The following is a 13268-nucleotide window of genomic DNA, read 5'->3' as shown; positions in this document are numbered from 1 at the left end:
TCATTTCCGGGTGAGTACTCTCGCTATCTAATAAAGGCCCTCCCTGAAGGGGGGAGGGCCTTTACAATTATTGTTATTATTATACCTCTTGCTTTTCTTCTTCTTCTCTTTGTTTTCTGTAATGCTCTTCAGCAAGGATATCAATTTCTTTCTTCAGTTCCTCAACCATTGTTTCTTCAGGAACTTTTCTTACTGTTTTACCATGGCGGAACAATAGTCCTTCCCCGCGTGCACCAGCGATGCCAATGTCGGCTTCTCTTGCTTCTCCGGGTCCGTTTACCGCACAGCCGAGAACAGCTACTTTGATAGGTGCTTTGATTTTGGAAATGTACTCTTCCACCTCATTAGCAATACTGATTAAATCAATCTCGATCCTTCCGCAAGTCGGACAGGAAATCAACGTGGCGGCATTTGAAGCGAGTCCGAATGATTTTAGTAATTCCCTCGCAACTTTTACTTCTTCCACAGGGTCAGCACTCAAGGAGATACGAAGAGTATTCCCGATGCCTTTGCTTAGTAAAGCTCCAAGGCCGGCCGCACTTTTTACTGTACCAGCGAAAAGTGTACCTGATTCTGTGATTCCCAAGTGAAGCGGATAATCAAAAGTCTGAGCTGCTTTAGTATACGCTTCGATAGCAAGATTAACATCTGATGCTTTCATTGAGACGATGATATCATGGAAATCAAGGTCTTCAAGGATCTTAATATGGTGCAGTGCACTTTCTACCATTCCGTCAGCTGTAGGATATCCATATTTCTCTAAGATTTTTCTTTCCAGGCTTCCGGCATTGACCCCGATACGGATCGGAATCCCTTTTTCTTTGGCAGCTTTGACAACTGCTTCTACTTTTTCCCGGCGTCCGATATTACCAGGATTAATCCTGATTTTATCAGCTCCGCCTTCTATTGCTTTCAAAGCCAGCTTGTAATCAAAATGGATATCGACTACTAATGGGATATTGATTTGCTTTTTAATATCGGCAATTGCATTTGCTGCTCTCTCGTCAGGGCAGGCGACACGGACGACCTGGCATCCTGCTTCTTCAAGGCGGTGGATTTCTTTTACCGTCGCTTCTACATCATGCGTTTTAGTCGTCGTCATGCTTTGTATGATAAGCTCGTCGTTGCCGCCAATCGTCAGATTTCCAACTTTGACTGGACGAGTTTTAGAACGATGTATTATTTCACTCAAGGGTTATTCGCTCCTTTTGGAAAATTCATTTTTAGTGAAACAAAAATAATAAGCGTACGAAAGTATTGTAACAATGTTTGCTTGTAATTGAAAGAATTAGATACAGATATACAAGAAAATCCATCATTGCTTTTCATTCTTTCCACAATTCATACAAATATTAATATACCGGGAGTTTATACACTTTCCCAACCTGGATATCATGTGGTGACTGTCCATCGTTTAATGATTCGAAATCCTCGATTAACTGGTCGATCGAAACGGGAAGGGGGCCGTCAAGTGTCTCTTCCATGAGGGATAATATTGTATCGCCTGATTTTATTTTGACAGTAGTGTGTTCTATTTCATAGTCTTCCTCAACTGCTGGAGGGGGTTCTTCTGTTTCAGTTGCAATTACCGGGGCTGCCGTTTCTTCAATTTTAGGAAGCGTGCCCGCTTTTAAATCATAATATATGCTATAAGAAACAATCATAATCAATAAAAAAATGTACATCCTTTTCAAGTGGCCGCCTCCGTTCTCTCTAATTTAAGTGAATGATTCCTCCGAGAATCTCCTGTAGACACTGCTTTTCATAATGCTTTTTATCCATAGTACTTATTCGTCACTGATCAGCTTGTTTCCTACTTTTTTGGAAATTAAAAAGACATACTACTCGTACATTCAAGTTATGGATATAGTTGGGGTTTTTGATCTGAGTAAAATTTACAAAGTCTCTATTGAACTTATGAAGGAAGTAGAAAGAGTTAGCCTAAACCTCGGTAATATGCAGAAGGCGCTCCGTGAGTTGAGAACGGAATTGCCGCAATTAGAACTTGCTGCCCTGAGTTTCTCTTCTGTCTCCCAGGAAACGCTGGCAAGTACAGAGCAAATGCTGGCCACCAGCAGTGAACAGTAGAAATGGAAAACACCCATGAAATCGGTATCCAGCTAAAATCCTTATCGAATTAACTGGCTTCTTTATCCAAGAAATTTATATTGAGATAAAAACAGTGTCCCAAAGACTGTAAGTAGTTCAGTTTTGGAGTGCAAGACTAGAAAAAGCAGTCCAAAAAGGCTGCTTTTTTTCTATGAATTCGACTAGTTCCGTTTCACCGAGTGAAGAGAAAGGAGAGAGTTAAAATAAGGGGAGGATTTACCGTTAAGCCTGCTCAGTAATCCAATTTTCATGGTTTTTAAGTTAATAGCGGAAGATTTCCCTCTATTTGACCTATTTTCCTCGACATTTTATCTATAAGGGGAATTTCTTCCCTTATAATATGGCTTTTCCTATTTTGGTCCTTGTTTATGGTGGAGGGGCCTGGAATAAAGAATCGTCTATTGTACAAACGAAGAGTTTAATTTGAAGTTAAGTTATTTTAATTCCTATAAAAACGAATGAACCATAGTGAATAAAATCCGTTATGGTTTTTTAACACATTTTCGCTAGTGAATTCGCCAAGACTGCAAAATATATTTCAGTAATGCGAAAACGTGAGGCGATTTTAAATACGAAAACACAGTTGGAAGTAAAAGATAAGCTGTAATAACAATAAAAAATAGCATACGAATAATGGTGCGAATTCGCATGCTAAAGACTATGAATTTTAATGGTTAGTACCTCTAAAGGAAACTACTTACAATGACTGTGGGACACTTTTTTATATAATTATGTCCTTCTCCTTTGAGGAATCTCTTTAATGGATAAATATAAGACAAGTGCAATCACAACCCAGTCAAGAAAGAAACTCGCCGGTATGAAAGTATTAAGCATTTCCATGATAGTGAAGAAGATGGTTGATAACGTAATGCTGTATGCGGTGATCCTCCATGACTGTCTATAAGGAAGTTTCCTGTTCAGTACACTCGCAAATAACAACCCTAAGATGGCAAAAAGGCTGACTTTGATAAAAGTAATACCTGCAGAGAAAAGATACAAAATGACGATGAAGACAGTAAGGATAATGCCTTTTAAAGAATCAAGCGAGGACAGGAAGCTCACTATATCCCCGTTATCAGCATCTAACCCGTCAAAAAGTGAATATGGAAAGGTTTGTACTTCTCCTGCAGTTACAATGGCGAATTGGTCCTCCAGAAGACCGACGGCATGGATCTCGCTTCCCAGTTCTGTTGGCTGAACGGAGCCGGAGCTGTCCAGAACAATTGTCAGTCTTTCTTTCTCAATTTTAATCGGCTCTTCGGACTGTGTATTCAATGTCCCATTTTTTATAGCAAAGGGTGGCAGTTCATTTTCTACTGTTTCCATGCCTTCTCTGATTGCTTGATTTGTGAATGTTGTAAGGTGATAAGCCGCAGGCACGATGGATACTAATACGAGCAGAAAAATGTATAAGATCGTTTTTCCTATCCCTTGAAAGCGGTAAGCAGCTATATCCTTTGGTGAATATAAGCTCTTGTATAACTGTTTAAAAATGTTCATGTGCTTATTACACTCCCTGATTTGCAAATTCTTTTTTTATTTTATGCTTGATGCTGCCTATACTTCAAGCAGATTTGTAACTCAATATAATCATGGATGAACTGGCAGTTTTTTTCGAATATTCAAGTAGTAATAAAAATATTAAAAAAGTCTTTACATTTTCTTAATAATCCATTAATAATTGATAGGGGTTTTTGTTATTTGATGTCGAAAAATATATTTAGGGGTTGAAATATTTGGAGTTAAATTGGCAGGAAATGTTATTTCAGTTTTTTGGCGGCCTTGGAATTTTCTTGTTTGGTATCAAGTATCTTGGAGATGGATTGCAGAAATCAGCCGGGGACCGTTTAAGGGAAATTCTTGATAAATTTACGACCAATCCTTTCATGGGTGTGCTGGCAGGTATCATTGTAACTATTCTTATTCAGTCAAGCAGTGGTACTACTGTCATCACGGTTGGATTAGTAAGTGCAGGGTTTATGACACTTCGTCAGGCAATTGGGGTCATCATGGGAGCTAATATCGGTACGACTGTAACAGCTTTCATTATCGGTATTGATCTGGGAGAGTATGCCCTGCCTATCATAGCAGCAGGTTCGGTCATGTTATTCTTCTTTAAGTATAAAAAAGTTCAGTATCTTGGACAAATTGTGTTTGGATTCGGTGGTTTATTCTATGGATTGGAATTGATGAGCGGCGGAATGAAACCTCTGCGATCACTTGAAGCCTTTACAGACTTAACTGTAAGTATGAGCTCAAACCCGATTCTCGGTGTAGTAATCGGTACGGTGTTTACGGTCATTGTACAAAGTTCATCAGCAACAATCGGGATCCTTCAAGGTCTTTATGCAGAAGGTTTGGTGAATATAGATGCTGCATTGCCTGTTCTGTTCGGTGATAACATCGGTACCACGATTACGGCTGTTTTGGCAGCAATCGGTGCATCGGTGGCTGCACGCAGAGCTGCAGCAACGCATGTAATTTTCAATCTGATAGGAACGACAATCTTCCTACTTATCTTACCTTTATATCACAGGTTAATCTCATTCCTGCAAGGTGCCTTGGATCTTAACCCTGAAATGACGATTGCCTTTGCACACGGAACATTCAACTTGACGAATACAATCATTCAGTTTCCTTTCATCGGCTTGCTGGCACTTATTGTAACGAAGCTGATACCGGGAGAGGATGCTCTTGTTGACTATAAAGCGAAGCATCTCGATCCAATGTTCATCGAGCAGTCGCCATCCATTGCTTTGGGTCAAGCAAAAGAAGAAGTGCTCCGTATGGGTGAATTTGCAGTGAAAGGCTTAGAGGAATCAAACAGCTTCCTGAAAACAAAACAAAATAAACATTCAGAGGTTGCTTACCAAATTGAAGATGCAATAAACAATCTCGATAAAAAGATTACAAACTACTTAGTTGATATATCAGCCGCTTCTTTAACAGAAGCAGAATCAGAAAAGCATTCGATCCTAATGGATACCGTAAGAGATATCGAACGAATCGGCGACCACTTTGAGAATATCCTTGAATTGGTCGAGTATCAGCAGGCTAATAAAGTGAAAATCACTGAGGATGCAATGGCTGATTTGGACGGTATGTTTGAACTTACAATCGAAACTGTTAGAAAAGCTGTTTCATCATTGGATCACAATGATCATCAACTTGCACAAGAAGTTGCAGAAAAAGAAGATATGATTGATAAGATGGAACGTAAGCTTCGTAAGAAACATATCCTGCGACTTAATGAAGGATTATGTTCAGGACAAGCCGGGATTGTCTTCGTTGACATTATCAGCAACTTGGAGCGTATCGGTGACCATGCCGTTAACATCGCTGAAGCGGTACTGGGAGAAAACGATTAATATTTGTATAATAAGACTGACCAGTCGTGTAATCTTCTGGCCAGTCTTTTTTTCTATATGGAGGTAAGAATAATGGATATTGTTTATTGGGCTGTCATCATTATATTGATTGCTGCATCATTTATAGGATTGGTTTATCCGATCATTCCAAGTGTACTGGTCCTTATGGGAGCCTTTCTTCTCTATGGGGTTTTCTTCACCTTTGAAACTTTCAATTGGCTGTTTTGGAGTATTCAAGGACTGTTTGTTGTTTTGTTATTTGGTGCAGATTATGCCGCCAATCTTATTGGAATTAAGAGGTATGGCGGTACAAAAGCAGGAATCTGGGGGAGCACCATTGGCTTGTTGATCGGCCCGTTTATAATCCCGGTTGTCGGAATTATTGCCGGACCTTTCCTGGGGGCTGTGATTGGAGAAATGCTTGTAAACCGAACTGGGTTCAAGCAGGCTTTAAAGGTTGGGGCGGGATCTTTGGTAGGATTCATTTCAAGCGTCTTTACAAAGGGGATTATCCAAATTATTATGGTTATTTACTTCGTTATAATGGTCCTCTAAAAGGTGGATAGCGAGGAAAGGAAAATACAACATAATGTTTATTATTTATGTGTTTTCACGATTTAAAATGTACTCAGCCAAGCAGCATACCATTATACTGGCAGGCATGCTGCTTCTCAGGGGCGGAGAGGAAGCTCTTGTCATAAAGTTATCAAAAGAGACAATATAGAACTTAGAATAGAAGCATTTTTTTTGGTGATGATAATTATGTCATCGAACTTTATCACAATTCAAGCATTTCGTTTGATGGAATAAGCTAAATTTGGTAATCTAAAAATTGGGAAGACCGGAATCGTTCTTCGATTCTAAATATTACATAGGGAGGAATTTATCATGGCATTTGAATTACCGCAATTACCTTATGCTTACGATGCTTTAGAACCTCATATCGACAAGGAAACAATGAACATCCACCATACGAAGCACCATAATGCTTACGTAACAAAATTGAACGATGCTCTTCAAGGAAACGAAGAACTTCTAAGCAAGTCTGTGGAAGAAGTTGTAGCTAACCTTGATGCTGTTCCAGAAGGTGCACGCACAGCTGTCCGCAATAACGGCGGCGGCCATGCAAACCACTCTTTATTCTGGACAATCCTTTCTCCAAACGGAGGCGGAAACCCTGATGGTGAACTTGCAAGCGCGATTGAGAGCAAATTCGGCAGCTTTGAAAAGTTCAAAGAAGAATTTGCTGCTGCAGCTGCAGGCCGTTTCGGTTCTGGCTGGGCTTGGCTTGTTGTAAATAACGGTGAGCTTGAAGTAACAAGCACTCTTAACCAGGATTCTCCTCTTATGGATGGCAAAACACCTATCCTTGGTTTGGATGTTTGGGAGCATGCTTACTACCTTAACTACCAAAACCGCCGTCCTGACTACATCAATGCATTCTGGAATGTAGTAAACTGGGATGAAGTTTCCAAGCGTTTCAGCGCTGCAAAATAATAAAGCTTCCAAAGAAGGTCCTTTAAATGGGACCTTCTTTTTTTAATGGGTATAACTTACACTCCTTTTTCAAAAAATAAGCGTACGAAAAAGGGGAGTAATAAAAATGACCAGGTTTAACAGGCTTTTAGGTGATATTGAGTTAAACAAAGATATTGTGTTCCTTCTGTTGATCGGCGGCTTATATTCCATGAGTGTTGCTTTATCAAATACCTTCGTGAACATTTACTTATGGAAACAGTCCGGAGAGTTTCTGGATCTTGGGATATATAACTTGACGGTAGTCATTTTTCAGCCGCTGACATTTATATTGGCCGGCAGGTGGGCGAAAAAGATAGATCGGGTAATAGTTCTTAGGATAGGAGTCATATTTTTGGCTTCTTTCTATTTATCTGTGCTGTTTTTTGGTGAGAATGCTGGAGATAATCTTGTTATTTTGGGGGCATTGCTTGGGATTGGCTACGGGTTTTACTGGCTTGCCTTCAATGTGCTGACATTTGAAATTACCGAACCAGAGACGAGAGATTTCTTTAATGGGTTTTTAGGAACACTTACTTCTGCAGGGGGAATGGTGGGGCCGATCCTTGCAGGCTATATTATTTCCAGGTTTACTTCATTCCAGGGGTACACCATTGTTTTCGGCCTGTCCCTTGGCCTGTTTTCATTAGCAGTAGTGTTAAGTTTCTTTTTAAAAAGACGTCCGGCTCATGGCAGGTACTTCTTCAGGCGGATTTTAAAAGAGAGGAAAAATAACGAAAACTGGCGGTTAATTACAAATGCCCATTTCTTTCAAGGTTTGAGGGAAGGGACTTTCATCTTTGTCATTTCAGTATTCGTTTTCATCAGTACGGGAAGTGAATTTGCAATTGGAACATTCGGCTTGATCAATTCAGGAATCGCTTTTATCGGGTATTTCCTGACGTCGCGGATGATTAAAAAGAAGCATAGGAAAAAGGCGATACTGGTGGGTGGTCTAGGATTATATCTGTCCATCTTTTTAATTGTCTTCGATGTAACCTATGCAAAGCTCCTGTTATATGCAGGGGTGATTGCCGTTGCCTATCCTCTTCTGTTAGTCCCCTACATATCGATGACCTATGATGTTATCGGCAAGGGGTGGAAGGCTGCAGAAATGAGAATCGAATATATCGTGGTCCGGGAAATCTTCCTGAACCTTGGTAGAATTGTCTCGATACTTTCGTTTATATTTGCAATCACCGTTTTCAATGAGGATAAGAGCATTCCAATTCTGCTCCTCATCCTTGGCTCAGGCCATACTATGATATACTTTTTCGTCCGTAAGATTAAGCTTTCTACGGCATAAAAAACCCTGCAGCAGAGAAGAGCGGATATCTTCTCTGCTTTTTATTGAGCTGGAAAATATTAATTATAAACCCATGAGATGTTATGGGTGGAAATAGCCCATTTTTTTCTATAATATAATGAGTATAAGAATAGATTACTACCCGGAATTAATATAGAGGAAGGACTGGAAGAGGTTGAAAAAAAATAAGAAAAAGAAAAAGACGCATGTGCCTGCTCGGATGAACATCCTGTTTTTTGCGGTCTTTTTATTATTCTCTTTACTGATCCTGCGTCTTGGTATCGTACAGATCGTTTCAGGCGAAGAATATAAACGTGAAGTTGAAAGAACAGAAGATGTACTCGTCAACAATAGTGTTCCGAGAGGGAAAATTTATGATCGTGTAGGAAATGTGATCGTGGACAATACTCCAATGAACGCTATTACGTATACACGGACTCAATCCACGAAAACTACTGAGATCATCGAGGTTGCCCGCAAACTTGCGCAGTTGATTGACATGGATACTGAGGAAGTGACGGAACGCGACAAAAAGGATTACTGGATTTTGCTCAATAAAGAGCAAGCTGCCGAAAAAGTCTCTAAAGAAGAAAAAGAAAAAATAAGCAGTGATGAAGAACTTTCCCAGGATGAAATCAACTCGAAAATTTATCAGTTGACCCTGGACAGAATTACGGAACAAGATTTAGAGTCTTTATCTCAACAAGATTTGGAAGACCTGGCTATCTTTCGTGAAATGAACAGCGGATATGCCCTATCACCGCAAATGGTGAAGAATAAAGGGGTGACACAGGAAGAGTTCGCCAGAGTCAGTGAGCACCTTTCAGAACTTCCTGGTGTCAATACGACGACTGACTGGGAAAGAACGTATGTGTTTGATAAAACTCTGCGTTCCATACTTGGGAATGTGTCGTCTTCAAGAGAAGGACTGCCGAGGGAAATGGTAGATTACTATTTAGCAAGAGATTATAACCGGAACGACCGGGTAGGACAGACTTACTTAGAGCTCCAATATGAAGATGTCTTAAAGGGACAGAAAGAAAAAATCAAGAACATCACGAAGAACGGAAGCGTGCTGGAGTCCGTGTTAATTCAGGAAGGCCAGCGCGGGAAGGATGTTGTCCTCACAATCGATATGGAACTTCAGCAGGAAGTTGAAAAGATTGTGACGGAAGAGCTGCTTAAGAATGTAGTAAAGCCGGAATCTTCTCATCTGGACCGTGCTTTTGTCGTTATGATGGACCCTAATACGGGAGAAATCCTTGCCATGGTAGGGAAGAGATATGCGAAAGACCCTAACACGGGTGAGTATGGGATTCAGGATTACGCTCTGGGTACTTACACAAGTTTCTACGAGGTAGGTTCGGTAGTCAAAGGTGCTACCGTGCTTACAGGGTATATGACGGGCGTTTTGACCCCGGGAGAAAAAATTTGGGATGAACCCATTAAGATAAAAGGTACACCAATAAAGAAATCATGGTATGGCGGAACTAGGCTGTTGTCTGATCAACAAGCTCTGGAAGTTTCTTCAAACGGATATATGTGGAAGATTGCCATGAGAATAGGCGGAAATCCATACTATGTACGTGATGCTCCAATAAGCGGTTCAGCAAAAGACCTTGATAACATGAGAAACCACTTTGCTCAATTTGGTTTGGGAGTTAAGACTGGCATTGATTTACCCGGTGAAGTGGACGGATACAAAGGAACCTTTTATACTCCAGGTAACATGATGGACTTTGCCATTGGCCAGTTTGATACGTATACACCGTTGCAGCTTGCTCAATATGTTTCTACAATTGCCAATGACGGTTACCGGGTTCAGCCGCATATCCTGAAAGAAATCCGTCAACCGGGCAGCAATAAGGAGAGCATGGGTCCGATTGAAACGGTCAAACAGCCGGAAATCCTTAACAGAGTGAATGTGACACAGGATCAAATGGAACATGTACAGCAAGGGTTTTATCGAGTATATCAATACGAAGGAGGTACTGCATACAGACAGTTTAATGGTGCACCTTATGTCACAGCTGGTAAATCTGGAACAGCGGAAGCCCGTTACAGAGACCCGGAAACTGGCAAATATTATGATACGTATAATACCACTCTGATCGGCTATGCTCCATATGACCAGCCGGAAGTGGCATTTTCCACCGTCGTTCCATGGTCGCATAACGGCCGCCATGATCCTTATATCAATAAGATCATCTCAAGAAAAGTCATGGACAAATACTTTGAGCTGAAGAAACAACGTGAAGATAAAGGCATGAACTCTTCCGATGTGGAAAGAAAAGTTGAAAATGTTGATGATGCTGAACAAATTCAGGAAGAGACAAGAGAAGAGAACACTGATGGTGAAAATGCAGAAGAAGAAACAAACGAAGAATAAAGACAATAAAGAACCTTTCCGAGCTGGAAGGTTCTTTTCTTTAGCCTGTTTTTCCAAAAATCTGGGGGTTATTAAGAGCAAAATCGCAATTGCTTCTCTGGGTTGGATGAAGCCGCAGGTGTGAGACTTCCTCGGATTTTCGGCGAGAGCCAGCCCAGTCGCCACTTCGCTGTATGAACATATGCGCTTTTAACGATAATTCATCAATAATTTTTTTCCGAAAATTCTTATTATTAATGTTTCAGTAAAGTAAAGAGTGGTATTGTACCATTGAATTACAAAGGGATGTTTAAATCTTTTGGAGTATCTCAATCTAAATAAATCCACCCTGGGAGAAGAGATACATTTTTTTAGGGTGAATAATATTCTCAGGGAGGCAAATAATATCCATAATTCGATAAAAATTTCCTTAAATGCATGCAGCTAAACATGAATAATGTCGAATTTACAAAACCTTTACAATCGATTAAAACCGAATTAACACTTCTCTATTATTCTATTACTCGTAGGCAAGAAAACAAAATTTCTTTAGGGGGAATTTAGGAATGAAGAACTTCAAAGGACTACTTCTTCTAGTAGTGATGACAACATTAGTAATCTTCACAGCTGCATGTGGAAACAACGGAGGAAATGGTGAAGGTGGAGATTCTGCTTCCGTTGAAGGCAGTGTAGTGATTGATGGATCTGGTACTGTATATCCATTTATGGCACAAATGGCTGAAAACTATATGACTGAAAACGAAAATGTTTCTGTAGAAGTTAGCCGTGCAGGTACTTCTGCCGGTTTCAAAAAATTCCTAGTTGAAGGCGGCGGCACTGATTTCAACAATGCATCTCGCCATATTAAAGAAGAAGAACAAGCTACAGCAGATGAGCTGGGAATTGATGTTATGGAATTCCAAGTTGCTCTTGACGGATTGACTTTTGTTATCAACCCGGAAAATGACTGGGCAACTGAAATGACTCAAGAAGAAGTTGTGAACATCTTCCTTGCTGAAAGCGGCGTAACAAAATGGTCTGATATCAACTCTGAATGGCCTGATGAAGAAATCAAACCTATGGGTCCAAACGAAAACCATGGAACAAACGAATTCATGTTTGAATCAATCATGGAAGAAAAAGATTTTGTTGATTCTGTAAATCTACAGCAAGAATATTCAACATTGGTTGACCTTGTATCAAAAGATAAAAATGCAATCGCATTTTTCGGATATGGATATTATGAAAACAACAAAGACAAGCTTGGTGCTGTAGCAGTTGACTTTGGTAATGGTCCAGTTGAACCTGACCTTGAAACAATTGGCTTAGGCGACGCTCCATACGCACCATTCACTCGTCCGGTATTCACTTACCTGAACACGAACATGGCAGCTGAAAAACCGCAAGTTCTTGACTATGCTAAGTTTCTTATGAACAATGCTCAAGACGTTGCTGCTGAAACTGGATTTGCTCCACTTTCAGACGAAACAATTGAAGAAAATCTTGCTAAGTTAGAAGAGATTCAATAATATTTGAGTAATTACCTGTAATGCTCGGAAGATGAGAGGAAATATCCTTCTCATCTTCTTGTGTGTTATTAATACTAGAGTAATTTTTTTCCTTAATGGGTTGAAGGATGAAAGGGGTTAACAAAATGAAACATTCAGGATCGAATGGCAAGTTGAATGTTCGCGACATGATTCAAGAAAAGAAGAGTACCGTGAACATCAATTCTGTCATGGAAAAGTTCGTTCCGAAGTTTTTATTTGCCATTGCGGCAATATCAATATTCACCACAATTGGAATTGTCATCACGTTATTAACAGAAACAGTTAATTTCTTCAGGGATGTTCCATTTTTAGATTTCTTCACAGGAACAGAACTGAATCCAATCGGAAGAGAGCCGCAGTTTGGGGTACTGCCGCTGTTGACAGGAACGATTATATCTTCGGTAATCGCTATGTTTGTTGCTATACCGGTAGGCTTGATGTCTGCTGTATATCTAAGTGAGTATGCTTCAGAAAAAGTAAGAAGAACTTTGAAGCCAATTCTTGAAATCCTGGCTGGAATTCCGACAATTGTTTACGGATTCTTCGCCTTTACATTTGTGACTCCTCTACTAAGATCATTTATTCCTGCACTAGAGCCCACTAATATCCTCAGTCCAGGAATAGTAATGGGAATCATGATCATCCCGATGGTGGCATCTCTTTCTGAGGATGCTATGAGTTCTGTACCAAACTCAATGAGAGAGGGAGCACTTGCACTTGGTGCAACAAAACTCGAAGTCACTTGGAAAGTAGTTATTCCTGCTGCTATTTCTGGAATTATATCTTCCTTTGTACTTGGTATATCACGTGCGATTGGTGAAACAATGATTGTTACGATTGCATCAGGAAGTAACAAAAACTTCACCTTTGATATTACTCAATCCATGCAGACCATGACCGCATATATCGTGGAAGTAACCGGCGGGGAAGCAGCTGCCGGGACAACGATCTACTACAGTCTGTATGCAGTTGCAATGACACTGTTTGTATTCACGTTAATCATGAACTTGATTGCACAGTATATTTCTCGTAGATTCAGGGAGGAATATTAA

General features: G+C 40.2%; 10 protein-coding genes. 7 read left to right on the top strand and 3 right to left on the bottom strand.

Annotation, left to right across the window (positions count from 1 at the left end; translation table 11 throughout):
• Positions 1-79: 79 nt before the first annotated feature.
• The 3 genes from ispG to V1502_RS14655 all read right to left on the bottom strand — a co-directional run bounded on the left by ispG (position 80) and on the right by V1502_RS14655 (position 3609).
• Positions 80-1192 (bottom strand): flavodoxin-dependent (E)-4-hydroxy-3-methylbut-2-enyl-diphosphate synthase, encoded by a 1113-nt coding sequence (gene ispG / locus V1502_RS14665; RefSeq protein WP_409251377.1) that lies wholly within the window; start codon positions 1190-1192, stop codon positions 80-82.
• Between the two features lie 160 nt (positions 1193-1352).
• Positions 1353-1694 (bottom strand): hypothetical protein, encoded by a 342-nt coding sequence (locus tag V1502_RS14660; protein WP_409251376.1) that lies wholly within the window; start codon positions 1692-1694, stop codon positions 1353-1355.
• 1144 nt (positions 1695-2838) lie between these two features.
• Positions 2839-3609, bottom strand: a complete 771-nt coding sequence (locus V1502_RS14655; protein ID WP_409251375.1) for a DUF1189 domain-containing protein — start codon at positions 3607-3609, stop codon at positions 2839-2841.
• A gap of 257 nt (positions 3610-3866) precedes the next feature.
• Here V1502_RS14655 and V1502_RS14650 point away from each other — a divergent pair, with 257 nt between their 5' ends.
• The 7 genes from V1502_RS14650 to pstC all read left to right on the top strand — a co-directional run bounded on the left by V1502_RS14650 (position 3867) and on the right by pstC (position 13268).
• Positions 3867-5477 carry a Na/Pi cotransporter family protein gene (locus V1502_RS14650; protein ID WP_409254360.1) on the top strand — a complete coding sequence of 537 codons (1611 nt, stop codon included), beginning with the start codon at positions 3867-3869 and terminating at the stop codon, positions 5475-5477.
• Between the two features lie 72 nt (positions 5478-5549).
• Positions 5550-6032 (top strand): DUF456 domain-containing protein, encoded by a 483-nt coding sequence (locus V1502_RS14645; protein WP_409251374.1) that lies wholly within the window; start codon positions 5550-5552, stop codon positions 6030-6032.
• Between the two features lie 333 nt (positions 6033-6365).
• On the top strand, positions 6366-6974 hold the full coding sequence (gene sodA / locus V1502_RS14640; RefSeq protein WP_409251373.1) for a superoxide dismutase SodA: 609 nt from the start codon (positions 6366-6368) through the stop codon (positions 6972-6974).
• Positions 6975-7080: 106 nt separating this feature from the next.
• The gene (locus tag V1502_RS14635; RefSeq protein ID WP_409251372.1) at positions 7081-8298 is read left to right on the top strand and encodes an MFS transporter; all 1218 of its coding nucleotides are present in this window, start codon (positions 7081-7083) and stop codon (positions 8296-8298) included.
• Between the two features lie 220 nt (positions 8299-8518).
• Entirely contained in the window at positions 8519-10687 is a 2169-nt protein-coding gene (locus V1502_RS14630) for a peptidoglycan D,D-transpeptidase FtsI family protein (protein ID WP_409254359.1), read from the top strand.
• 545 nt (positions 10688-11232) lie between these two features.
• Positions 11233-12195 (top strand): PstS family phosphate ABC transporter substrate-binding protein, encoded by a 963-nt coding sequence (locus V1502_RS14625; RefSeq protein WP_409251371.1) that lies wholly within the window; start codon positions 11233-11235, stop codon positions 12193-12195.
• A gap of 125 nt (positions 12196-12320) precedes the next feature.
• On the top strand, positions 12321-13268 hold the full coding sequence (pstC, locus tag V1502_RS14620; protein WP_409251370.1) for a phosphate ABC transporter permease subunit PstC: 948 nt from the start codon (positions 12321-12323) through the stop codon (positions 13266-13268).

Source organism: Rossellomorea sedimentorum, from assembly GCF_046237645.1.
Classification (GTDB): domain Bacteria; phylum Bacillota; class Bacilli; order Bacillales; family Bacillaceae_B; genus Rossellomorea; species Rossellomorea sedimentorum.
This window is presented reverse-complemented; position numbering and strand designations above follow the sequence as displayed.